Annotated in this window: 20 protein-coding genes; 10 read left to right on the top strand and 10 right to left on the bottom strand. The window is 60.1% G+C overall.

The window, feature by feature from the left end; translation table 11 throughout:
• Window positions 1-73 precede the first annotated feature (73 nt).
• The 6 genes from ABIE13_RS10795 to ABIE13_RS10770 all read left to right on the top strand — a co-directional run bounded on the left by ABIE13_RS10795 (window position 74) and on the right by ABIE13_RS10770 (window position 7,194).
• Window positions 74-730, top strand: a complete 657-nt coding sequence (locus ABIE13_RS10795; protein ID WP_354443195.1) for a TetR/AcrR family transcriptional regulator — start codon at window positions 74-76, stop codon at window positions 728-730.
• Between the two features lie 323 nt (window positions 731-1,053).
• Window positions 1,054-2,040: a Bug family tripartite tricarboxylate transporter substrate binding protein gene (locus ABIE13_RS10790; RefSeq protein WP_354443193.1), complete on the top strand. Its 987-nt coding sequence runs from the start codon at window positions 1,054-1,056 to the stop codon at window positions 2,038-2,040.
• Between the two features lie 65 nt (window positions 2,041-2,105).
• Complete coding sequence (locus ABIE13_RS10785) at window positions 2,106-3,326, top strand: acyl-CoA dehydrogenase family protein (protein ID WP_354443191.1); 1,221 nt, start codon at window positions 2,106-2,108, stop codon at window positions 3,324-3,326.
• Window positions 3,327-3,329: 3 nt separating this feature from the next.
• A complete protein-coding gene (locus ABIE13_RS10780) occupies window positions 3,330-4,448 on the top strand; it encodes an acyl-CoA dehydrogenase (RefSeq protein WP_354443189.1) in 1,119 nt (372 codons plus the stop codon).
• Between the two features lie 88 nt (window positions 4,449-4,536).
• The gene (locus tag ABIE13_RS10775) at window positions 4,537-6,624 is read left to right on the top strand and encodes an acetate--CoA ligase family protein (protein WP_354443187.1); all 2,088 of its coding nucleotides are present in this window, start codon (window positions 4,537-4,539) and stop codon (window positions 6,622-6,624) included.
• Window positions 6,625-6,657: 33 nt separating this feature from the next.
• Window positions 6,658-7,194 (top strand): nuclear transport factor 2 family protein, encoded by a 537-nt coding sequence (locus tag ABIE13_RS10770; protein WP_354443185.1) that lies wholly within the window; start codon window positions 6,658-6,660, stop codon window positions 7,192-7,194.
• Window positions 7,195-7,820: 626 nt separating this feature from the next.
• On the opposite strand, the gene ABIE13_RS10765 is transcribed toward ABIE13_RS10770, so the two are convergent.
• From ABIE13_RS10765 to ABIE13_RS10750, 4 genes are all read right to left on the bottom strand, one after another.
• Window positions 7,821-8,588, bottom strand: coding sequence for an enoyl-CoA hydratase/isomerase family protein (locus tag ABIE13_RS10765; protein WP_354443184.1), 768 nt, complete (start codon window positions 8,586-8,588; stop codon window positions 7,821-7,823).
• Between the two features lie 153 nt (window positions 8,589-8,741).
• Window positions 8,742-9,776 carry an alpha/beta fold hydrolase gene (locus ABIE13_RS10760; RefSeq protein WP_354443182.1) on the bottom strand — a complete coding sequence of 345 codons (1,035 nt, stop codon included), beginning with the start codon at window positions 9,774-9,776 and terminating at the stop codon, window positions 8,742-8,744.
• Entirely contained in the window at window positions 9,773-10,261 is a 489-nt protein-coding gene (locus ABIE13_RS10755) for a hypothetical protein (protein ID WP_354443180.1), read from the bottom strand. Before ABIE13_RS10755 ends, ABIE13_RS10760 begins: the two co-directional genes overlap by 4 nt.
• On the bottom strand, window positions 10,258-12,183 hold the full coding sequence (locus ABIE13_RS10750; protein WP_354443178.1) for an acyl-CoA synthetase: 1,926 nt from the start codon (window positions 12,181-12,183) through the stop codon (window positions 10,258-10,260). Before ABIE13_RS10750 ends, ABIE13_RS10755 begins: the two co-directional genes overlap by 4 nt.
• A 264-nt stretch (window positions 12,184-12,447) precedes the next feature.
• Here ABIE13_RS10750 and ABIE13_RS10745 point away from each other — a divergent pair, with 264 nt between their 5' ends.
• Window positions 12,448-13,389, top strand: a complete 942-nt coding sequence (locus ABIE13_RS10745) for an alpha/beta fold hydrolase (protein WP_354443176.1) — start codon at window positions 12,448-12,450, stop codon at window positions 13,387-13,389.
• 165 nt (window positions 13,390-13,554) lie between these two features.
• On the opposite strand, the gene ABIE13_RS10740 is transcribed toward ABIE13_RS10745, so the two are convergent.
• On the bottom strand, window positions 13,555-14,535 hold the full coding sequence (locus ABIE13_RS10740) for a Bug family tripartite tricarboxylate transporter substrate binding protein (RefSeq protein WP_354443174.1): 981 nt from the start codon (window positions 14,533-14,535) through the stop codon (window positions 13,555-13,557).
• Window positions 14,536-14,846: 311 nt separating this feature from the next.
• Between ABIE13_RS10740 and ABIE13_RS10735 the strand changes: the two genes are divergently transcribed.
• From ABIE13_RS10735 to ABIE13_RS10725, 3 genes are all read left to right on the top strand, one after another.
• Complete coding sequence (locus tag ABIE13_RS10735; RefSeq protein ID WP_354443172.1) at window positions 14,847-16,127, top strand: DUF1254 domain-containing protein; 1,281 nt, start codon at window positions 14,847-14,849, stop codon at window positions 16,125-16,127.
• A gap of 22 nt (window positions 16,128-16,149) precedes the next feature.
• A complete protein-coding gene (locus ABIE13_RS10730) occupies window positions 16,150-18,042 on the top strand; it encodes an alkyl/aryl-sulfatase (RefSeq protein WP_354443170.1) in 1,893 nt (630 codons plus the stop codon).
• A gap of 187 nt (window positions 18,043-18,229) precedes the next feature.
• Window positions 18,230-19,921: a flavin-containing monooxygenase gene (locus ABIE13_RS10725; protein WP_354443169.1), complete on the top strand. Its 1,692-nt coding sequence runs from the start codon at window positions 18,230-18,232 to the stop codon at window positions 19,919-19,921.
• A gap of 97 nt (window positions 19,922-20,018) precedes the next feature.
• Here ABIE13_RS10725 and ABIE13_RS10720 read toward each other — a convergent pair whose 3' ends face one another.
• The 5 genes from ABIE13_RS10720 to ABIE13_RS10700 all read right to left on the bottom strand — a co-directional run bounded on the left by ABIE13_RS10720 (window position 20,019) and on the right by ABIE13_RS10700 (window position 24,315).
• A complete protein-coding gene (locus ABIE13_RS10720; protein ID WP_354443167.1) occupies window positions 20,019-20,330 on the bottom strand; it encodes a chaperone modulator CbpM in 312 nt (103 codons plus the stop codon).
• A 29-nt stretch (window positions 20,331-20,359) separates the two neighbouring features.
• On the bottom strand, window positions 20,360-21,334 hold the full coding sequence (locus ABIE13_RS10715) for a DnaJ C-terminal domain-containing protein (protein ID WP_354443165.1): 975 nt from the start codon (window positions 21,332-21,334) through the stop codon (window positions 20,360-20,362).
• Window positions 21,335-21,381: 47 nt separating this feature from the next.
• Window positions 21,382-22,290: a DMT family transporter gene (locus tag ABIE13_RS10710; protein WP_354443163.1), complete on the bottom strand. Its 909-nt coding sequence runs from the start codon at window positions 22,288-22,290 to the stop codon at window positions 21,382-21,384.
• Window positions 22,287-22,796 carry a flavin reductase family protein gene (locus tag ABIE13_RS10705; RefSeq protein WP_354443161.1) on the bottom strand — a complete coding sequence of 170 codons (510 nt, stop codon included), beginning with the start codon at window positions 22,794-22,796 and terminating at the stop codon, window positions 22,287-22,289. The genes ABIE13_RS10710 and ABIE13_RS10705 overlap by 4 nt, the downstream gene beginning before the upstream one ends.
• A 568-nt stretch (window positions 22,797-23,364) precedes the next feature.
• Entirely contained in the window at window positions 23,365-24,315 is a 951-nt protein-coding gene (locus ABIE13_RS10700) for a LysR family transcriptional regulator (protein WP_354443159.1), read from the bottom strand.
• Window positions 24,316-24,384 lie beyond the last annotated feature (69 nt).

Here is a 24,384-nt window from a genome sequence, read left to right as displayed (position 1 = left end):
CTAGTGTTGAATGCCGGAGAAGTCAGCCGCGGTTGGACTGGCTTCTTCAAGCGCAGTCATTTGAGGAGCACCCATGGCCCAAGAGAAGAAAACAAGCACGCGCGCGGGTGCCCGCGTGGAGGATCGTCAGGCGCAATTGCTTGATATTGCGGGCCGACTGTTTGCCAAACACGGATTTCAGGGCACCTCACTTCGAGAAATCGCCGAAGAGGCCAAGATTACCAAGGCAGCCCTGTACTACCACTTCCCCAATAAGGAAGCGCTTTACGAGCGAATCGTTCTGCATGGGTTGGAAATGCTGCTGGAGCATGTCATGGCAGCGACTGCGCAGGAAACTACGGCAGTAGACAAAGTGCGCGCCTTCATGCTCTCCACAGCCGATTACTACACCATGAACCGCGATGCCTGGATCACCGGATCCAATGCGTTCCACACGACGCATGAGTCGATCTCACGCACCAAGGGGGTTTTGTTCCGTGACCAGTATGAAAAGCACTTGCGCCATTGCATTCAGCAGGGTATCAAGTCCGGCGAATTCCGTGAAATGGACCCGGCCATTGCGGGCCGCCTCCTCTTGTCATCCATCAACAGCATGTGGCGGTGGCACAAGATCGATGGCCCCTTGAGCGCCCATCAAATCGTGGAGCAATTTCTCGAAATACTGATGGTGGGGATGCGCACCAAACCGGCTGTGGTCAGTACACGCAAGCTTGCAGCAGCACAGGCGTAAAACAAGGAGGCTGCACGCGCACCAGCGGCGGACCGCCCTGCGGCCTGCGCAGACACCTCAGGCGCTTGGGACGGCGCTGTCAGAGGCTCTTGCTTCATAGCTCGCCGGGCGATTTTCCTTAGCTGAAGCCCGGCCGCCCTGATCCCGGAGCGCGTTCTATATGAGGCGCGTAGTTGGCCCTTGGCGTCGCCCGCCTGCGTCTTTGTCGTGGCGCAGTTCAGGCGTGTTTTAACCCTGGTGATATTGAAGCTTTCCTAGGGTTGCTACTTATATGAATTCTACCTGTCGGTTAGTAGACTTTGAGCATCCAAAGGAGACACTGCATGTTGAATAGACGCCAATTCGCGCTCTCGAGCCTGTCCGCCGCCTCTGTGAGCATCACTGGTCCAGCATGGGCCCAAGGCACAGATTCCTTCCCTTCCAAGCCCGTGACCATCGTGATCCCTTATGCGGCCGGTGGTTTGACCGACATCATCGGACGCGCGATCTCTCCGCGCCTGGCGGATAAATGGGGCAAGCCCGTCCTGATTGACAACAAGCCAGGTGGCGGCACGACGATTGGCACAGGTTTTGTATCTCGCGCCCCGGGTGACGGATACACGCTTTTGCTCACCGCGTTCGGCTACATCGGCAATCAGCTGATGCTGCCCAAGCTGCCCTATGACGTCAAAGCCCTGACACCACTGACCAACACGTCCGACAGCCCGAGCGTGCTCTACATCTCTCCACGCCTTCCTGTGAAGACCCTGGCTGAGTTCGTGGCATACGGCAAGGCCAATCCAGGCAAGATCAGCTTCGCGTCGTCCGGCAATGGCTCCAGCCCGCACATTGCCGCAGAAATGTTCGCAGGCATGGCAGGCATCGAGATCATCCATGTGCCCTACCGCGGCAACGGACCTGCCATTACGGACCTCGTCGGTGGTCAAGTCGACGCCTTGTTCGACTCCCCTGCCACCATGTCCTATGTGCCCACTGGCAGGCTTCGTGTGCTGGGTCATGGTTATGCCAACAACAATCCCCGCTTGCCCGGCGTGGTTCCTATCAGCAAGTCGGGTGTTCCCGGTCTGGAGAAATTTGAAGCGGGCGGATGGTTTGGCTTTTTCCTGCCCAGCAGCACACCGGAGGCACTGCAGCAGCGCCTCTACACCGACATTCGCGCCGTCCTGGAGATGCCCGCCACGCAAGAGGCCTTGTCCAAGGCGGGTGTGGATCCCCGTCTGATGACGCGCACTGAGTTTGCTGCCTATCTGCAGCATGAGTTGGATCGCTGGGGACCAGTGATCCGCGGTCGAAACATCCGTGCCGACTGAGATTCACAAGCCTTGAGCGGCCGCCGGGGCCTTGTTTCCTAGATTGTTTTTGAGAACTTCCCGACATGAGCACTACCGATTCCACGCTCGATGACGCTTCTGTGCGCGACGAGGCTTTCTACGAACGCTTCCGGCAGGAACTGCACGACTTCATGAGCACGCACTGTCCCGCAGACTTGCGTGAGAAGGTGCGTACCAACCAGAAGCTGGGCCGCGAAGAAATGTCGCGTTGGCAGAAGATTCTCTTTGCCCGTGGTTGGGGTGCACCCAACTGGCCCGTATCCGAAGGCGGCACCGGATGGGACCTGCAGCAGCGCTACCTGTTCGAGGAAGTCAGTGCCCAGCTCGATTGCCCTCCGCTCTACCACCATGGCCTGGGCCACATCGGCCCGGTGATCATGCATTTTGGAACCGAGGAGCAAAAGGCGCGCTACCTACCTCCCATCGTGGAAGGCTCTGAATGGTGGTGTCAGGGGTATTCTGAACCGGGTGCGGGCTCGGATCTGGCGTCGCTCAAGACGGCAGCAGTTCGTGATGGCGATCACTATGTGATCAACGGCCAGAAAATCTGGACTTCTCACGCCCAGGAAGCGGACGTGATGTACACCCTTGTGCGAACATCCAAGGAAGGGCGCAAGCAGGCTGGCATCACCTTGCTGGTGGTGCCGCTCAATACGCCAGGTATTGAAGTGCGTCCCATCCACACCATAGATCAATGGCACCACGTGAACGAGGTGTTCCTCAACGATGTGCGTGTACCGGTTGCCAACCGTCTGGGTGATGAGGGAGAGGGCTGGAAATGCGCCAAGTTCCTGTTGGACCGCGAACGACTTTCCCCGGCCACCGTGCCCCGTCTGGCGCGGCAACTCGAACAGGTCTCGGAGCTTATTCAGGAGCGCATTCGCGCCGAAGGAGCTACACCGCATCTCCTGTCGGCACTCAAACGTCTCTACCATGCTCAGGGCTCGGCGCTGGGTGCGCGTGAAATGCTGCTCAGTGCTATTCAGGAAGAAATGAACGGTACGCTGGCGGCGTCGAAGTCGTCCGCGCTGAAACTTCATTGTTCCGAGCTGTCGCAAGACATCTCCAGTCTGGCCTACGACTTGACCGCGTCCGAATATGGCGCGCGTCTGTTGCCCAAGCCACCTCAAGCCGACGGATCAGACGATCTGCAGATGGGACGTCAGCTTGTGCATACCTATTTGTTCTATCGATCACGCAGCATCGCTGGAGGCACCAGTGAAGTTCAGAAAAACGTGATTGCTCGTGCCATTTTTGGATCCTGAACCATGTCATTCAGCGCCACACCGTTGTTCCCGGGCGATCTCCATGACACCAGCCTGCGCCTGGCTGCTATCGCCACTCCCAACTCGGCCTTTTCGGCTCAAAGCAATACGCCCAGTGACGCATGGCGCCAGATGCTGGCCCTGGGCTGGCAAGGCGTCATCGTGCCGGAAGCCGCCGGCGGTGTGGACGGCACACTGACCGACCTCGCAGAAATCATTGAAGCGGCTGCACGCCATGCGGTCACCGCGCCCTTGATCGACCGCTGCGCTGTAGCGCCTGGGCTGTTGGCTGGTCTGGCCGACCAGGCGGTCGTGCGAGCCTTGCTGGAAGCGCTGACCATGGGTGAAGCCTCTGTCGCCACCGTACTGGATGCAAGCGAACGCATGCCGTCCAGAGGCTCGGCGCTTCGACTGGGTCAAGGCCATCAACTGCGCGGCACGCTCAAGGGCGTGGACTTGACCGAGCCTGCCACGCATGTTGCGTTCAATGTGACCGATGACTCCTCCAATGAGCCTGCGCTGCTCCTGATGCCCCTCGACCAGTTGCAACCCCATGCACGTTACTTCGAAGGCATGGATGGTCGCGTCACGGCCGACTTCTTACTGGATGGTCAAACTGTCCAGGCTGAGCAGGTGCTGCTGCGTGGTCCTTCTGTGCTGGATGCTGTAGAGCGCGCGCAGAAGCTCGGCAGCTTGCTCACCTGCGTGCAAGCTGTGGGCTCTGCCGGTGCCATGATCGAACAGACGATCGAGTATCTCAATACACGCATGCAGTTCGGCGTCCACCTGGCGACGTTCCAGGCGCTGCGCCATCGCGCCGTCGAGATGTATGTGGCTTATGAGAACGCGGCCGGCATGGTCCGCCCACTTGTGGCGCAAGCGTCCAACGAAAACCCTGGCGATGCCGCGGCCCTGTCGCTGGTCAAGCTTTGCGTAGGAGATGCCAGCCGTACCTGGTCTGAATCGGCCATTCAGCTGCACGGCGGGATGGGCATGACCTGCGAGACGCTGGCTGCCCGCCTGGCGGTGCATACCCTGTTGGGAAGCCTGCAATATGGTGACCAGGCCCAGTGCCTGGATTGGCTCACCGCCCGTACCATGGCTGACGCCGTGGCTGCCTGATCAACCCCAACCCCACGCGCCCGCGCATTCGCCTGAGCAGGCGGAACCAATGTGTCGGGCGCTGAAGTCCATTTAGAGCATCGACACTATGCACAGCCTCACTGCCCTTTTCGAACCCACTTCCGTCGCCATTCTGGGCGCCTCTTCTGACGCCGAACGTATTGGCGGCCGCGTCCTGCGCTTCCTGGTGGAAGCCGGCTACAAAGGCAAGATCTATCCGGTCAACAAGAGCGGCGCTGCCGAAGTGCAGGGCTTGCCTGCCTATTCCAGTGTGAGCGCCATTCCCGGCACGCTGGATCAGGCCGTGATCGTGGTGCCCGCCGGTGGTGTGGAATCCGCGCTCCAGGAATGCATTGCCAAAGGCGTCAAGGGCGTTCTGGTGCTGACCTCCGGCTTTGCCGAGCTCGGGCCAGAAGGCCGCGCGCAGCAGGACAAGCTGGTGGCCATGTGCCATGCCGCAGGCGTGCGCATGATTGGTCCCAACTCGCTCGGGCTGCTCAATGTGGAGACGCGCTATTTTGCGACCTTCTCTGTGGCGCTCAATGGCCTGCAACCCAAACCGGGTCCGATCTCCCTGGCTACGCAAAGCGGTGCATTCGGCTCTTGCACCTACGCCATGGCGTCGCTGCGAGGCCTGGGCTTCAGCAAGATTGCGGCCACAGGCAACGAGGCCGATGTCGACGTTGCTGAATGCATCGACTACCTGGCTGAAGATCCGTCCACGCGTGTGATCTGTGCGGCCCTGGAGTCCTGCAGGGACGGCGAGCGACTGCGCCGGGCTTTGCTCAAGGCGGCTGCGGCAGGCAAGCCGGTGCTCATCATGAAAGTCGGCCGTACGGAGCTTGGTGCGGCTGCAGCCAGCACCCATACCGGTTCGCTTGCTGGCAATGATGCCGTCTTTGATACCGTCTTTGCAGAGTGCGGTGCCTACCGCCCGCAATCCATTGAAGAGATGCTCGATATCGCCTACTTCTGCTCCGTCACGGGACGGTTGCCGAGCAATGGCGACATGGGTGTCATGACTTCATCCGGTGGCATTGGCGTACTGATGGCTGACCACGCAGGTGATTGGGGCCTATCCATGTCGCCCTTGCCTGAGTCCGGCGTGAAGGCCACGCTGGAGTTGCTGCCCTTTGCGGTGGCTGCCAACCCGCTGGATGTCACGGCTCAAATCACGGCGGTTGCCGATGGCACCGCCCGCAGCGTTGATCTGATGCTCACCCACGGCCCTTACGCCACCGTGTTCGCCTACCTGGCCAGCGCGGGTCTGTCTCCGCAGCGTTTCGAGTCCACCATCGCGTCACTGGGGGCGCTTCGTGAGAAGCACCCAGGCAAGGACATGGTGATGGTGATGGCCTCTGTGCCCGAGGTCGATCGACGCCTTGAAGCGATCGGCATTCCCGTGTTCGGCGATCCAAGTCGCGCTGTTCTGGCGCTGGCTGGCGCAGCCAAGATGGTGGAGCGGCGCAAGGCGCTCTACCGCATGCCTGTCGCCAGTGCAGCTTCCCAGGCTCTGGGTGACGTGAGCACTGAAGCTACGGCCAAACGGGTTCTCGGTGAAGCAGGGCTTCCAATGCTCCCCGAGCGTCTGTGTGCCACAGCGGACGAAGCGGCTGCCGCTGCAGATGGCATGGGCTACCCGGTGGTGGCCAAGATCTCTTCGCCCGACATTCAGCACAAGACCGAAATCGGCGGTGTCATCTTGCATCTGCAGGACGCCGAGGCGGTGCGCGCTGCGCATGCCACCTTGCTGCAACGCGCTCGTGCCGCCGTTCCGAACGCGCGTATTGATGGGGTGCTGATGGCGCCCATGCTCAAGGGCGGGGTCGAGACGATTCTGGGCGTGCACATGGACCCGACCTTCGGCCCCATGGTGATGTACGGGGCTGGTGGCACCGCGGTGGAGTTGTACCGCGATGTCGCCTTTGCTTCTGCGCCTCTGGATGAAGCCGGCGCACGTGCGCTGGTGAACCGGGTGCGTTCCTCGGCTTTGCTGCGGGGCTGGCGCGGTGCCAAGCCTGCGGATGAGCAAGCCCTGGTGAACGCCATTTGCCGCCTCTCCGAGTTCGCGATGGCGCATGCTGACGAGTTGGAGAGCATTGACATCAATCCGCTCGTGGTGCGAGAGAATGGCGCTGTCTGCCTTGACGCGGTGATCGCCAAGCGCGCCGCCTGAAAAACCCCATCGCATCACGCGAGGAAAGTTGACATGATTCTGAACAACAACATCGCCGTGCAGGCGCTGCTGGACCGTGAAGCCATTCGCGAATGCCTCTATCGGTATTGCCGTGGCATTGACCGTCGTGATGAAGAGGCCTTGCGCTCGGCCTACTGGCCGGATGCGACTGATCGGCATGGCCCCTATCAGGGCAGCGCTGCGGGGTTCATTGACTGGGCACTGGGGAAACTCAAGACCAGCGACGCACGCATCGTTCATCGCATCTCCAATCCCTTGATTGAGTTGCAAGGTGATCAGGCGCTGGTGGAGTCTTACTTTGATGCCATTCAGGAGGAGACGGATGCCGAGGGGCGGCCGGTGGAAGCCCTGCTGAGTGGTCGTTATCTGGACCGGTTTGAGCGTCGGGGGGATGAGTGGCGGATTTTGGCTCGCACGGTGGTGTATGACCGGATGCGGCATGTGATTACTACGCAGGTGTTGACTGCTGAGGCGTTTGGGGTTCGGCAGCCTGTGGGGGGGCAACACCCGGTGGATCCGCTTTATGAGTTTTTGGGACGGGTCGGGTAAATGAGGAAGAGGTTCTCCCTCACCCTCTCTCTTCTGAGCTGAGCTGACACGTGCCGCTGGCTGCGGTAATTTAACTCCTTCTTCCTTCTCCCTCTGGGAGAGGGCGGGGCGGGGCCGGCCAACCGGTGAGGGCAAGCGGCGGTTGAGTTGCTATCTGTGCTTTCTAGTTACCTTCTGCTCTTTTTTTGAGGTCGGAGGCCGGGATGTGCGCCCGGCGGCGCACCTACGTTTCTTTGCTCCGCCAAAGAAATGTAGGCCAAAGAAAGGCGGCCCCACTGTCCATGTCCCTGCGCTGCGCTCCGGGCAACCTGTGGTGCTCCTGCCCAAGGCGGTGCGGCAGAACTCGCGGCGTTCGCTTCGCTCTCTCTGCTCAAACAGCTGCCGCAAGCTAGTTCACGAAGCAAGAGCATCTTGCAGTGCTCTTGCCCGCCTTGGGCACTGCGCTCCTCGGCACGGCCAAAGGGGTGGGATACCCACTCGGGCCATTGCTTCGCTCGGCCCTCGAATAGCTAGTCGCTAGCGCGAGTATCTAGTCCCCTCTCCTGCTTGTGGGCGCCCGGCTAGGGGAGAGGGTGAGGGTCAGCGGCGTTTGAGTGCCGACCGCCATCACCTCTTACCACCGCCGATCAACTACCCGTAAACACCGGAGCCCGCTTCTCCGCAAACGCACGCATAGCCTCGCGCGAGTCATCAGACTTGCTGAGCTCGGCCGTCATGTTCTGCTCAAACCGGTAGCCATCACGCAAGGCCATGAACTCAATCGTAGACGCCGCTTGCTTGGCAGTACGGCTGGCCAATGGGCTCTTGCTGGCGATGCGGCGGGCCATTTCCATCGCCGTGGGCATGAGTTGATCCGCCGGGACGCAAGCCTCCACGATGCCGCGGCGGTAGAACTCGGCGCCGGAGATGCGGTCTCCGGTGATCATCATGCGGCGGGTCAGAGACAGGCCGCAGATGCGCTGGGTGTGGCGGCCGCCGCCCATCAGGCCGACGTCGACTTCGGGCAGGCCGAACACTGCCGTTTCAGAACACATCAGAATGTCGCAGGACGCCACGATGCCCATGCCTGCGCCCAGTGCGGGGCCGTTCACCGCCGCAATCACGGGCTTCTTGCATTCCATGATGCTGTAGCTCACTTCACGGGCCAGACGGTTGTGTTCCCAGCGCTCACCAGGCTCGAACACCTTGCCTGCGCGGGCCTTGATGTCTGCACCTGCGCAGAAAGCCTTGCCGGCGCCAGTGAGAATGACCACACGCACGTCGTCCAGATCATTGAAGCGGTCGAAGGCGGCAATCAGTTCGCGCATGAAATCTGCATTCACTGCGTTCACAGGCGGTGAATCCAGGGTCACAACGGCAATATGGTCTTGAATTTCCGTGCGGATCAAAGGCATGAGATGTCTCCATTAAGATAGTTCAATATACCTGCCGACAGGTAAAATATCAATACGGTGTTCCCCCAGTTCATGTGGCATGAAAGAGAACGCCGTAGAGGCCGGCGCTTCATAGCGCGGCCATACCAGGGCGTGTCAAGACGCTCTAATGCCCTACAGCGAACGGGGTGTCAGCCACTCCACCATGCGCGGCCAGGTGCGCGTGACGGCGCCTACGCCAGCGACCAGGCTGACATGGCCGCCTTTGATCACCCATTCTTCCTTGTCGGGGCTGGAAACCATCTCGACCAAGGGGTGTGAAGACGCGAAGGGAACGACATGGTCGTGTTCCGCCAGGACGTGCAGGACAGGCATCCTGATGGCGCTCAGATCAGCCTTGCGTCCATGGACCTCGAACTCGCCTTGGACGACCTTGTCGCCCACGACCAGGTCGTGCACCAACTCGAGAAATGCCTTGCCAGGAAACGGCAGGGCATCATCACCCCAGCGCACCAGACGCAGGTGGGCTTTCACAAACTCACGGTTGCTCAAGTTGTTCAAAAGCAAAGCTTGACCGGAAGACTTCTGCAATGGCCGCAAGACCTGGAACGCACCCTCGATCATGTGGGAGGGGACGACACCGAAGGTATCCACCAGAAGATCCGGGTCCAGTCCTTGGGAGGTGAGCAGTTTGTGTTGCAGCGACATCCCGGGGCCATGAATGGGTGTGGCAATCTGCAGCAAATTCTTGATGGCACGGGTTTCGTCCAGCGCAGCATGCAAAGCGGTCAGCACGCCACCAAGGCAGTACCCCAGCAGGGTCAGCTCCGGCTCCCCACTGTGACGTTGGACCTCGTCTATGCAGACTGAGATGCCGTCCAGATAGTCCGACACGCCAAAGCCCTTGTGCTCGGAGCGGGCCACACCCCAATCGATGAGGTAAATGTCGAATCCCTGGCGTACCAGGTATTCGATGAAGCTCTGGCCGGGAGAAAGATCGAAGATGTAGGGCTTGCTGACCATGGACATGACCAGCAGCAGGGGCACCCGGTAGACATCGTCAGTTTGCGGCAGGTAGTGATAAAGCCGCATGGTGCCTTGTGCGAACACCAGTTCCTTGGGTGTGACCGCCGTCTCCTTGACCATCTCCTGGACCAGAGCCGAAAACTCGGCGTTGTGCTCATCAAGCAATGGGTTGTGCAGCATCATGCGCGACTCGCTCGCTTGGCAGGCTTCCTGGCCGCAGCGGCCTTGCCCGCAGGAGTAGGTTTGGGCGCGGTGTTGACGGGCGCCGTGCTGACGGGCGCCGTGCCTACGGGCGTTGATCCGGCCGGGGTCGATTTGGCGGCGGGGCGCGTTCCGCGGGTTCTGGGAGTGCTGGGCTTGGTACGCGATTCCATGCGTACCAGCGCTGCCTCCACGCGCGCCACTGAGTCTTCCAGATGACCGATACGCTCACCCAGCGCCACCACGTCTGCCCGGCTGGGAATGTTCATGGAAGCCATGGGGCTGGCGAGTCCTTGTGTGAACATCTGCTGGCGATGAATGGCCGCGTTGATCTCCTGGCCCATGGACTGAGCGACGCTCTCATCCTTCATGAGCTTGGTGATGGATTCGCTCCATTCGCGCTCATTCTTGACGAACCATTCGCGCCAGGTCTTGAGCGGGTCCAGGTTGGAGTTGCTCTTGCTCATTCGATTTCCTCTTCGGTATCAGACCATTCGGCCTCGTGTTTCAATGTCAATGGGTCCAGCTTTTCCTTGACCTTGGGCATCACCTGATCGCGCGCCTGGGCGGGACCGGTGATGCGCACCGTGGCCAGTGAGCCAAACTTCGGATGCGCAGCGACTTGCACGTCGGCGGTGCTGCCACTGGGTTTAAGCAGGGGTGCAAGCATTCGACGGATGGCGCGGGCAGCGGCGTCGGTGCGCAGTTCAGGCTTGAATACCTTGCCCACGGCCGTCAGCGGGAGCTTGTCGACGATATAGACCTGCACAGGGACTGCGGCACGTTCTGGCGTGCGAGCGGCGGCCCATTCGATAAGGTCGGCTGACTCGGCTTGCATGCCCGCTTTGAGCTGCACGTAGGCGACGGGCAACTCGCCCGCATAGGCGTCGGGCTCTCCCACCAAGGCCGCCACCTCCACAGAAGGGTGGTCATAGAGAACTTCTTCGACACCGAGCGGATCGATGTTGTGCCCTCCTCTGATGATGAGGTCCTTGGCCCGACCCGTGATCCACAGATACCCGTTCGCATCCACCCGGCCCAGGTCTCCACTGTTGACCCAGCCTGGATCCACGAACGGCGCATCAGGAGAGCCCGTGGCGTAACCCTTGAACACGCCTGGGCCATGCATGGTCACCACACCAATCTTGCCGGTGTCGCAATCACGTACTGTTTTACCGCGCTCGTCCAACTCCACCACTCGGACGTGGCTGTAGGGCAAAGGATGTCCTACGGACCCGAGGTACACGGGGCGATCCGGGAATGAGATGGTGTGGCAGCTGGACGCTTCGGTCATGCCATAGGTCTCCAGAATGGAAAGACCAAACCGGTGCTTGTAGGTTTCCGCCACTGGAACTGGAATGGCGGAACCACCACCAGTGACCATGCGGATGCTGGACACATCGGAGCCGGCCATCGACACATTCAGCACTGCACCGACCACCGTGGGGACGGCGGCAAAAATCTCCGGCTTGTAGCGATCCACCAGTTTCCAGAAGTTAGGCATGGCACCTTTGTTGCGCCAACCTGAAGACGAAAGCACCACCAGCGTGGCTCCGGCAGACAACTGTTGAAGACAGTGGGTGAGGGAGCCTCCAACATGGAACAAGGGCAACGCCATGAACAGGTTGGACGCAGGGCGTGTGCGGAACATCAGCGCCATGCCCCACGCTTGATACACCTGGTTGCCATGCGTCAGGGGAACCAGTTGCGGCAGGCCTGTGGTGCCACCCGTATGGTAGTAGGCGGCAATGTCGTCGGCCTGGATCTCGCGCCCGCTGACGAGGTGGTCATCGGGTTGCGCCGCAATGGTGTGGTCGAACGACAGCGTGCCCTCGGGAGGTGGACCCCAAGGCTCCACCACGAGGATGGCCTTCAGGTCGGGCAATTCGCCCCGGATCTGTGTGACCTTCTGCCAGATGTCAAAACCCTCGGCCGGGCCCAGTGCGATCAGCACCTTGGTCTTCGCAGCCCGCAGTATGTGCGCGATGTGGCCGGGCTCAAGGTAGGTGTTGACCGGGTTCACGATGCCCGCCGCCTGCGCCCCCCAGAGTGCGTAGAACGTCTGGGGGATGAGAGGCAACATCATGCTCACCACATCGGTGGGGCCTACACCCAGCGAGTGCAGCGCATTGGCAACCTGAGTGACGCGCGCCAGAAACTGAGCATGGCTGAGGCGTACAGGCTCCTCGTCAGCGCTTGCGTTGGCAAGCCACAAAATGGCGGGCGTTTGCGGGTTGCGTGCGGCGCCTAGCTTCAATGCCTCGTAGGTGCTCTTCGCGAGAATGCGCGTTTCGTAGGGAACTTGCTCGAAGGCGCGCACGTCGGCCTCTGTTGCGAAGCTGGGCCATTCGTCTCCGATGAATCGATCGAGGGCATGCAATCCTGCCATGGGTTGTCTCCTTTAGTTTTCTTGAAGTTGATGTGGATTTGAAGTGGTGATCAGGTCATGGATGGGTTGCTATCGAAGCCGTGAGGTGGGTTAAATTTTTATCGCAGGGCCGCCCCAAGATGAAAAAGCCTCCCTCGGGGGGCAGCGGACCTCGCGAAGCGGGGAAGCGTGGGGGCTCATTTTTCTGGACACAGTTAGGGGATTTGCTGACTCGCTGGTGACCCTGGTTTCTCTATACTGCACTGCAACAACTCTCACAGCGATATGCCAAACGCCACCACTGTCCGCAAGAATCAAGACCCGCGCGTTGCCCACACGGCAGAGGATTTTGTAGAGGCCAATGGCATCCAGCTTTGTTGGGACAGCTTCGGTAACAGCGCTCACCCGGCCCTGATCCTGATCATGGGCATGGGCGCGCAAATGGTGGGCTGGGACGACGAGTTCTGCACGCAATTGGCCTTGCAGGGCTTTCGTGTCATTCGCTTTGACAACCGCGACGTGGGCAGGTCCACCTGGCTCCGTGACGCGGGGGTCCCTGATGTCACCAGAGCCATGATGCGCGCATGGATGCGCTGGCCTGTGACGGCCCCCTATGTGCTGTCCGACATGGCTCGTGACGTGATCGGCCTGATGGACGCCTTGGGCATCGAGCGTGCCCATGTGGTGGGCGCTTCCATGGGCGGAACCATCGCGCAGGTCATGAGCATTCAATACCCTGAGCGCATGCTGTCCATGACGTCGATCATGTCGACGACCGGTGACCCCGATTTGCCCAAGCCGCATCCCACGGCCACCACTGCAGTGATGCGCCCTATGCCGAGCAAGCTGGAAGACTATGTGGAGCGCTATGTGGATACGTACCGCGTGCTGCGCCTGGGACAGTTCCCTGAAGAGGAAGAGCGCGACCGGGTCCGTGCTGCGCGAAACCATGCCCGAGGCGTCAACTCTGCAGGTGGTGCTCGCCATCTGGTCGCGATCCTCGCTTCTGGCAGCAGGAAAGAAGCGTTGAAAGACGTGGGCGTACCCACCCTGGTCATTCATGGCAACCTCGATCCCCTGGTGCCGCTCGCGGCCGGGCTGGAAACCGCGCAGTGCATCCCTGATGCAGAGATGATGATCGTGGAGGGCATGGGTCATACCCTGCCCAAGGCTCTGTGGCCGCAGTTGACCGCCCGCATTGCTGGCGTCGCAGAACGCGCTGCTTGAGGTTGCGCAGATGAGTTGCATACTGCTCAGACCGGGTGGCGTGAGGCTTGCACGGTGCTGGTGTCACACCTGAAAGTCCACAAGGCTTTCGGGTAGGTCCGGCGACTCGTGCGGGCTCAAGAGTCGCTTCTACGCTTGAGCCCGCTTCACGCGATCAGGTGCGCATCAGTCCATCTTGAGGTTCGCTCCCTTGGCCATTTGCTGCCACGCGCTGACGTCGTTCTTGACGGTGGCTGCAAACTGCGCCGATGTCTTGTAGGCTGGCAGAGTCATGTTTTGCGCTGCAAACTTCTGCTTGATGTCCTCACGAGCCAGGATCTTGCCTATCTCCGCATTCATTCGGTTCACGATCTCCGGTGGCGTCGAAGCCGGGGCGAAGATACCGAACCACCCGTCGGCATCAAATTTGAAACCTTGTTCGCTCAGGGTGGGCAAGCTGGGCAAAGCCGGAGCGCGGATGGAGCCGGAGACGCCGAGGGCAGTCAACTTGCCGGCCTTGATGTGCGGCAATGGCGAAGCAATGTCCGTAAAGCCTACCGGCAGCGTGCCCGCGATGAGGTCTGTGATTTCCTGGGCAGTCGTTTTGTAGGGAATGTGGGTAATAGAAACGCCAAACTGTTTCTTGATGCCTTCCATCACCAAGTGGCCCGTGGAACCATTGCCCCATGATCCATAGGAGAGCTTGCCAGGGTTGGCTTGCGCGTACTTCACCATGTCCTGCAGGGTTTTGATGTTGGACGCAGGGTTGGCCACCAACAAGATGCCGCCTGTGCCGAACTGAGCCACTGGCATCAAGTCCTTCTGAGTGTCGAGCGGCATCTTGTCCAGGATGATGGGATTGATGGCGACCGCAGAAGAAGGCGTGATGAGAAAGGTGTAGCCATCTGGCTGGGCCTTGGCCACCGAGTCCATGCCGATGATGCTATTGGCACCGGGTTTGAAGTCCATCACCATCGGTTGCTTGAGCGCTTCCTGAAGTGGCAGCTGGATGATGCGCAGCAGGTTGTCCATGGCACCCCCGGGCGGGCCGGGCACGATCATCTTGATGGGGCGGCTGGGCCAACTGGTTTGTGCGAAGGCTGCTGGAGCGGCCATGCAGGCCGCGGAAGCGATGAGGGCGCGGCGGCGCGTGAGGACTTGAACCATCGTGTCTCCTTGATATGTAATTTCCACTGAACCCCAGGAAGGCCTTGAGGTCGAAGAATCTCTTTGCCATTAACTTACCTGCCAGACGGCAAGTTGTCAATCATGGCAAATGCCATATTTCCGCTCGATCTATCCAGGCATCATGGGGGTTACGTTGCAAAAATGACTCTCTTGCAGGGAGAGTTTTGAGACTGCACAGTCAAAAGTGATAAAAAAATTTGCTGCAGATAGACTCTCTGTAGCATTTAATTTACCGTGCGGTTAGTTATTTTTTGGAAACCCAGGGCTACTTATCAAGATCAGGAGACTGCATGCTGGAATCGAAGATCGCAGCCGCCTTCGAGTACGCTTTTCCATTGTTTGAAGTGGCGCGCACGCGATACCGCGCTGTGGAAGATGGGGCCAATCCGCAGCGCCATGCGCCCAATACGGTGCGGCATGAACGCCATCTCAGCGATCACACCTCGCGCTGGATCACGGCTCCCAATAACGACACTTTGTATTCCAATGTCTGGTTGGATCTGTCTTCGGGTCCCGTGCAGGTTCGCCTGTCCGAGATGCCGCCTGGGCGCTACTGGTCTCTGGCCTTCATGGATGTGTTTACCAACCACTTCGCGATTGCAGGGCAGAGGCTGGACGGTACTGGCCCGGTTGATTTAAGGGTGACTGGACCGCAAGACCATGTGCACGCCCGTGACTCGGTGGGGTCCGGCCGCGACATCAGGGCCCCTGGTCAGGACGTCTGGTTGTTCATTCGCTGCCTTGTGGATGGCCCAGGCGATTTGCCCCTCGCCCACGCCATGCAAGAGCGTATCCAGGTCATGGCACCAGCAGGTGCAACCTACCCACCCCGTGTGCAGCCCTTGTCGTCTCGCGATCCACGCAACTTTCTGGCCGTGGCCAATGAACTTCTGGGGCGCAATCTGCCGTCAGAAAAGGAGCAGGCATTGGTGGCGGAGTGGGAAGAAATCGGGCTGCGTCCCGGTCACGCTGATGCGTGGGAGCGTCTCAGTGACGCCACGCGCCAGCTCTGGCTGGACAACATCGGGCCCTTGCACGACAAGTTGAGACAAGCGTCTGCCAGTGGGCGACGAGACATTCAAGGCTGGTTCGCCTCTGCTACCGACATGGGGGATTTTGGCCAGAACTATGCTTTGCGTGCATCGGTTGCACTCGGCGGCCTGGGTGCGCTTCCTCCCGTGGAGGCCATGTACTTCGTTCGTTTCCACGACGATGACAAGCAACTGCTGGACGGCCGAAAGAAGTACGTGCTGCATGTTCCGCCCTCCGGGATTCCCACGGATTCGTTCTGGTCCTTCTCCATGTATGAGCCCACTGCCGACAGCCAGCGTTTCTTCGTCGAGAACCCTATCCGCCGCTACTCCATCGGCAACCGTACCCGTGGAATTGTCTTGAACGAGGACGGCTCGATGGACATTGCCATGCAGCGGGAAGAGCCTGCCGAAGCACGCCTGCGCGCCAACTGGTTACCGACCCCGGACGGCCCCTTTCAGATCTCATTGCGAACCTATATGCCACGTGAGGAGTTGCGCGAAGGCCGCGCTCTGATGCCACGTATCACCCAACAGTAAAAAGACGTCAAAGGATCTACCCATGAAGCCCGCACATTCCAGCACGCTCGCCGCGAACTCGCGACTCCTGGAGGAACTCGATTTCACCGACCAGCGGGACTTTGAGGCCGCCAGAAGGGGCTTTATTGACACGCTGCCCGAGGCGCACATAGACGCGGATTCGGGGGGCGTCTCCTGGTCCATGCGGCCATACGGCTTTTTGGGCGGAAAGACGCCAGACACCGTCAATCCCAGTTTGTGGCGCATGGCCAGGCTCAACGCGATCCATGGACTTTTCAAAGTCAGTGATCGGGTCTACCAGGTGCGGGGGTTCTCGCTCGCCAACGTGACTTTCGTTGAAGGTGATTCTGGCGTCATCGTCGTTGATCCGCTTCAATTCACAGAGCATGCGCGCGCTGCGCTTGCGCTGTATAGAAAGCATAGAGGCGATCGGCCTGTGGTGGCGGTGATCTACACCCACAGCCACCGCGACCACTACGGCGGTGTGCGTGGCGTCATCAGTCCCGAAGATGTGAAAAACGGCGTGGAGGTGATTGCACCCTTTGGCTTTACGGAAGAGTCTTTTTCCGAGTCCATTCTGGCTGGCGTGCCGATGCGGCGCCGCGCGTTGTTTCAGTTTGGCTGGTCCCTGGAGCCGGGTGAAATGGCCCATGTGGACAGCGGCTTGGGCAAAGCGGTGGGTCGTGGTGGCGATGGCTTCATTGCCCCGACCACACTCATCACTCAACCCGTGGAACGTCGTAAGGTCGATGGGGTGGACATTGTTTTCCACCTGACCCCAGGCACCGAAGCGCCCGCTGACATGAACATGCTTTATCCAGGCCTGCGCGTGCTCAACCTGGCTGAAAACGCCTGCCAGACCATGCACAACCTGTGCCCCATCCGCGGTGCCAAGACGCGCGACGCGCTGGCGTGGGCGCACTACCTGAACCAGGCCTTGGACCAATTCGTGCCGCAGGTCGACGCGCTGGTGGTGCAGCACCACTGGCCGGTCTGGGGGCAGGAGAACATCCACCAGTATGTGGCAGGCCAGCGCGACATGTACCGCTTCTTGCACGACCAGACTTTGCGGCTCATGAGCCACGGTCGCACGCCCAGGGAAATCGCCGATGAGCTGATGATGCCGAGCAAGCTCTCAAAGCAGTGGTTCGCTCGCGGCTACTACGGCGCGGTGGCGCACAACGTGAATGCGGTCTACGCCCATTACATGGGCCCCTACGATGGCAATCCCACGCACCTGAATCCTCTTCCTCCCGTGCAGGCCGGCAAGAAGTACGTGCAGTACATGGGCGGTGCGGACGCGGTGGTCCAAAAGGCCAGAGACGACTACGAGGCAGGCCAGTTCCGCTGGGTGGTTGAAGCGCTCAATCACGTGGTGTTTGCGGACCCTGGCCACCGCCCGGCTCGCGAGCTGGCTGCTGACGCGATGGAGCAATTGGGCTATCAATCAGAGTCTGCCACCTGGCGCAACGCCTATCTGCTGGCAGCGCGCGAACTCCGGAGTACCTCCAAGGCCACCGCGCCCAAAGGCGTGGGCATCAGCCCGGACGTGGTGGCCATTCTGCCTTTCGGTAACTTCCTTGAATATCTGGGCATCCGCGTCAATGGGCCGAAAGCGCAGGACATCGATGCGCGCTTCGACTGGCGGCTGGTGGATGCATCGGGTGTGGATTCACACCGCCTGATGGTCTCCAATGGCGCACTGAATCATTTGCCCGGCACCCATGGCGAGCAAGCGCACGCCGTGGTCGAGATGGACCGTGACAAGCTGTCTAGCCTTTCGGCCGGACGCGAAGCATTGCTCGCCGGACTGGATGCAGGTGAACTGCGAGTGACAGGAGACGCTGCCCTGTTCCGCCGGTTCCTGGAGACGCTTGACGAGTTCGATCCCATGTTCAATGTCATCGAGCCTTGACCGAAGCCCGGGGCGTGCTCGCGGGGTGACCCACTTCAAAAAACACATATGAAATATTGAAACGCAGAGGCTAAATACCGATTGATTACTTGCCGTTCGGTAGGCATTATTGTTCTCAAGGTTTTGTGCAGTGCGGGCGCCGAGTTCAGAGCGCTCGAGTCACGGCACACGTATAGGAGACACAGCCATGAACCCATCTACCTCAGTTGTTGAGAATTCATCCCCCATTCGCCTTGATGTCGTCATCGTGGGTGGAGGCTTTGGCGGCATGTGCGCCACCTACAAGTTTCGCGAAATGGGTTTGAAGATCCAGTCGTTTGAAGCTGGTGGGGATCTTGGCGGTGTCTGGTACTGGAACCGATACCCCGGTGCACGCGTCGATTTGCCCAGCATCGATTACAGCTTCTCGTTCTCTCCGGAAGTCGAGCAGGAATGGACCTGGTCTGAGCAGTTTGCAGCGCAGCCCGAACTCCTTCGCTATATCGATTTCGTGGCCAAGCGACTGGAGCTGCGCAAGCACTATCAGTTTGACACCCGGGTGACCAGCGCGACCTGGGATGAAGAGCGCAAGCTTTGGGTGGTGAAGACCAGCCGGGGCGAGGTGTTTGAATCGACCTATTGCATCATGGCAACGGGGCCCCTTTCGGTACCTCGCGATCCGGATATCCCAGGTCTTGATCGTTTCAAGGGCCGCGTCATTCGAGCTGGCCGCTGGCCGCACGAACCCGTCAGCTTCAAGGGCTTGAGAGTAGGGGTCATCGGCACGGGCTCCACCGGTATCCAGATCGTCCAGGACGTGGGTCCGCAGGCAGGCGAGCTGTTCGTATTCCAGCGTACCCCCAGCTTCACCATGCCCATGCGCAATGAGAAGCTGACGCCAGAGTATGTGGATGAGGTCAAACGCAACTACGCCGGCATTCGCAATTCAGCGCGCAACAGCGCTGTGGGCGGCACGCGGCCTCAGTCTACACGCGCGTTTTTCAGCGTAACGCCCAATCAGCGCCGCGTTCTGCTGGAAGACGCGTGGAAGCAAGGTGGTCTGTCCATGCTGGGCACTTTCAGCGACCTGTTGCAGAACCCGGAGGCCAATGAGCATGTGGCCGAATTCGTGCGCGGAAAGATCGCAGAGGTGGTCAAGGACCCCCGCACGGCTGAAGCACTCAAGCCGCAGGGATACCCCATCTTTGCGCGTCGTCCCTGCCTGGATTCCAGCTACTACGAAACCTACAACCTGCCCCACGTTCACCTGATCGATTGCATCAACGACAAGATCATTGAATTCACGGAAAAGGGCATCAGAACCGAGTCTGGAGAGACCGAGCTGGACATGTTGATTCTGGCCACAGGCTACGACGGCCTGACCGGAGCCTTGATGGCCTTTGAGGTGACAGGCAAGGACGGCAGAACGGTCAACGAGAAATGGGCCGAAGGCGCACGTTCGCATCTGGGCATCATGCTGGAGGGTTTCCCCAACCTGTTCATGACCACCGGACCGACAGGCCCCGCCGCGTTGGCAAACATTATTCGTATCAGTGAGCACGACGTGGAGTGGATTGCGGCAGCCATGAAGTACATGGACGCCCACCATCTGACGGCGATGGAGCCTACGGAAGAGGCGGAGCAAGGCTGGATGGATCTGGTGTATGAGCTTTCTCAGCGCACACTGCTGTCCAAAGCCAAGACCTGGTATGTAGGGGCCAACGTCAAGGACAAGCCGCAAGGTCTGACCCTGTTCACTGGCGGCTTCGCAAAATACGCAGAGTTGTGTGCACTCGCCGCCAAGGACGGATACCGGGGCTTTCAGTTTGACCATCGTGCCGAATCCGCTGCGCGCGAATCCGAGGCCAGGGGCGTTGCGGTCGACGCCATCGCCCTGTAGCCTCGCATGAGATCTTGCGGCGGCGTTCTGTCGAGAGCGCCAGCGCCGCATGTTCTTTTAGCAAAGCGCCCTTGCCAGGGCGCTTTGCGCTTGGCGCTCAGATGTTTCTTTGCAGGCGTTGCCGCAAGACGGCAACCTCTTCCATCAGGTCTGCAGCCAAGGCAGCCAATTGCGGATCGGCGTCAAAACTGTGTTCCAGTTGTGCAATGCGGCGTGCGCGCTGCAAGGTCGTGGTGGTAAATCGCCACTCCGCAGCGGCGCCTCCGGCACAAGGCTGAAACACGCCAGCCTCCACGTGCGTCACCACCCATTCAGGTTGCATGCGCGCACCACGGGCGAGGTCTTGTACGGTGAGGGCTTCGTCTTCCAGCACTTCAACCAGATGGACAGAGATCGAGGTGGGGGTCATGATGGGGCTCCTTTCTCACGAACGCGTTCTCAGGAACTGCTGCGCGGGTTGAAACCGGGGTAGGCTGCTGAAAGTGCTTGCCAGGCGCTGCGTTGTTCGTCGGTCACTGCGCTGGGAACTGCAGGTTCCAGTTCCAGATACAGGTCACCTGGTGCAGTGGTTGAGGGAATGCCTCGCCCTTTCAAACGCAGTTTGCGGCCCGCCCCTGAGCCAGCCGGTATGGTCACTTCTACCGTGGCGCCGTCGGGTGTGTCCACGTGCACACCTGCGCCAAGCGCTGCTTCCCACGGCGAAATGCGCAGTTTCTGCGTCACGTCGCGGCCATCGATGCGCCAGCGCGCGTCTTGCCTGAATTGAACCTCGAGCATGAGGTCACCTGCAGGCCCGCCGCCGAACCCCGGGCTGCCTTGGCCGGCAAGCCGTATCAGTTGCCCTTCCTTCACGCCTTTCGGGATCTTCACCTGAAGGGCGCGCTCTTCGGGCACCACGCGTCCACTGTCGTCCATGCGAGAACTCTGCAGGTGGATAGTGCGCTCGGAGCCCAGGTAGGCATCGATGAGATCGAGTTCGATCTTGGCGTGGTGATCGTTGCCGCGCATCTGCGCATTGGAACGGTGGGCCCTGCTTCCGCCGGGTTGACCGCGGCCTGCCCGGCCAAACATATTCTCGAAGAACTCGCTGTAGTCGGCGTCGTGGCCTCTACCACCGGCGCCATCCCTGAATTCAAAACCGGTGTCCCAACCGGGTGGCGGGCGTACGTCATCGCCTGAGCGTGCGCCGCGTGCCCAGGCCTGCGCCCCTACGCTGTCGTAGGCCGCACGCTTTTCCGCGTCACCCAGGACCTCGTTGGCCTCATTCACTTCCGCCATCCGCTTGGAGGCGTCGGCTTCCTTGCTGACATCCGGGTGGTACTTGCGTGCCAGCTTGCGGTACGCTTTCTTGATCTCGTCGGCAGTGGCGCTTTTGCCAACGCCGAGGATTTGATAGTAATCCTTGAACTCCATGCCTCCATGGTAGAGGAAAGTCGGCCTCTTGGGGGGGCAGCTTCAACTCAAGTGCGGGTAGGCGCTTTCCGATTGACCAGCACAATGCCAAAGGCCACCAACGCCATGGCTGCCATCAGATTGGGGGTGATGGCCTCTCCCAGCCACAGCGCGCCAAAAAGCAGTGCAAAAAGCGGGGTAAGGAAGACGAAAGCGGAAATTTTTGTGGCCTGGTAGCGTGTAAGCAGCCACATCCAGGCCAGGAAGCTCGCGAAGGCTCCTATCACGGTTTGCAGCACGATCGACGTCGTGGCAAAGGCGCTCCACTGCCAGTTCCAGGTCTCTCCCAGCATCAGGGAAAGCACCGGCAAGACCACGGCGCTCACCGACACCTGGTACATCAGAAGCGGCGCGGGTGCGGTGCCGGCAAGCCGGGTGCTTCTGATGATCACAGTCGTCAAGCCCCAGAACAATCCTGCGGCCAGCCCCAGGAGATCGCCATGCCATGTCTCTTCAGTGCGGCCATGGGCGAAGCTGTCCCACAAGGCGAACACGATGGCGACGAAAGCGCAAGCCAAGCCAATCCACTGCGGTGGCCGCAAGCGTTCGGTCGGCACGAAAAGCGGTAGCAAAAGGGCCACCCAGAAAGGGGAGGTATACAAAAATACCGTCAGCCGGGAGGCGGTGGTGTGTTGCAGCCCTATGAACATGCACGCGAACTCACCGGCAAACAACAAGCCCACCAGCAAGCCAGGCACGAACGAGCCTTGAGGGCTGCGCAGGCTCACGCCCCGCCAGCCGCACCACAGCAGCAGTATCAGCGTGGCTCCCACGAAGCGTATGCTCGCCTGAAACAAGGGCGCCAGTTCAGGAAGGGTGGCTTTCACCAGAACTTGCTGAAAGCCCCAGAAGGCGCAGCACACCAGCAGCAGGGCGGCCGCTCGGCCGTCCAGATTTTCTTGGCGCACAGTGCTCATAGCGGGTGCTCGGTGTAGAAGCGTCCGCCGTGAAACAGAAGAGGCGAAGCGCCGCTCCGGTGATCGCAATGCTCGACCTGGCCTACAAAGATCACATGATCGCCCTCTTCATAGCGGCTTCGATTGAAGCACTCGAAACAGGCCGCGGCACCTTCGAGTACCGGCGCACCGGCCACCCCCGGTTTCCATTGAACATCCCTCCAGCGATTGTCGGAAGGTTTGGCAAATTGCATGGCCAATTCGTGCTGATCGGATGCCAGCACATTGATGGCGTAGTGCGTGCCCGCTCTGAACACAGGCAGCGACAGAGAACGCAGGGACAAGCTCCACAGCACCAACGGTGGATCGAGCGAAACCGAGTTGAACGAGTTGGCGGTCAGCCCGATCGGCTCGCCAGCATCGCCACGCGCTGTCACGATGGTGACGCCAGTGGCGAACATGCCAAGCGCAGTTCGGAATTCAGAGGCCGAAAACGCGGCGGGCGTGGCAATGCGAGGCGGCGACATGGATCAATCAGGGAAAGCGGCATGATAGCGCCGCATGACTCCTCCCATGCTGAGTAGGGAGATCAGGCGCCCCTGCGCCCTCGCGCGGTCTGGCATGAAGGCCAACGAGAGACTTGAGCACATCCCGATAGGCCAAAGAAATGCCCTACAGCGAGTACTGGAGGGCAGAGAGTTTGAAATTGGCCAAAACATTCCTCCCGACGAAAAGCGGGAGAAATTCAGCTCGGAAACGGCAGTGGGGTGTGCCTGTTTCTGAGCGTTAGTCGCAAGAGCTTAAAGGCTGGCTACCTCGAGCTTGGCTTGGCGGACGTCTTGGATGAACTGAATAAGTGAGTTGATAACTTGGCGCATGACAGAGTTCTTTCGTAAAACCACATTGAGATGCACTTGGACTGCTGGTGTGATGGGCGGCATCTCGTCGGCCCATCTAGGGTCTAACCCTGTAAGTATTAACCCTAGGTTCTAAGTATAAACCACAATAATATTTTTTGCAGGGGAGCTCTTTCGGCCGGTTGTGTAAGGTTGATCCCCAAGGGGTTGATGCGCGCGCTCGGGATGAACGGGCGCATCAGCCGCCTGCCGGATGCGCACTTAGCAGGCACTCATGGAAGGCCATCGCAGCGCGAGAGGGCGCTGGCGATCGGCGCAGCACACTGACAAAGTCGCATCGATAGCGCAGCACCTTCGGGTTCAGTGCGCGCATCAGCCCGCGCTGAACGAAAGCGTCGGCATAGTGATCAGGCAGAAACCCCAGGAATCGGCCAGAAAGAATGAGGGTGGCAATCGCCTCTTGCTCGAAAGCGGTCGCGCCGCGTTGCAAGCGTTGGCCATGGGCCAGTTCCATATTGGGCGAGTGGTATCCCAGGCCGGCAAAGTCGTTGCGCTGGCGCAGCGATTTCCAGTCCATGCTGTCTCGTTGGGCGGCGAACAAGGGATGCCCCTGGCCGCAGTAGAGGTACATGGTTTCTCCGAACAAGGGGTCATAGCGCAGGCTGGCGGAAGAGCGGTGGGACGGAATGATGCCGACGGCGATGCTTCCATCCATCACGCCACGCTCAATCGCCTGAATGCTTCGGACATGCAGCTCCAGCTTGACATCGGGCGCCTGGGCACAGAAAGCAGCAATCGCCGTCTGGATGTGGGCTTGCGGGTTGCTGGCGGTCTTGTCGAACATCGCCACGGGCAGGGCGCCACTCATGCGCTGATGGATGTCATCGACACCCGCTCGAAAGCCGTCCACGGCGGCCAGCATGCGCAAGGTTTCGTCGTAGACGCGCTGACCCTCCGGAGTGAGCGCAAATCCAGCCCGCCCGCGCCGGCACAGGTTGAGCCCCAGGCGCGTCTCCAGGTCCTTGACATGGCGGCTGACGGTGCTGGTGCCAATGTTGAGCTCCAGTTCCGCGGCGGAAAGTCCGCCGCACTCCACCACCGCCTTGAAAACGCGCAAAAGGCGCAGGTCCATGTCGCTCACCTGGCCGAGCAGGGCCCGCGCCCGGGGGGTCTTGTCTATTACTTGCATTATTTGGCAACTAAACTGGGATATTTGCGTATTTAATCGACTAAATCGAGCGCTGACAATGCCCTCATA

This window comes from Ottowia thiooxydans, from assembly GCF_040548795.1.
GTDB lineage: Bacteria > Pseudomonadota > Gammaproteobacteria > Burkholderiales > Burkholderiaceae_C > Ottowia > Ottowia thiooxydans_A.
The sequence above is the reverse complement of the archived record's forward strand: the minus strand, read 5'-3'. Positions and strand labels throughout refer to the sequence as shown.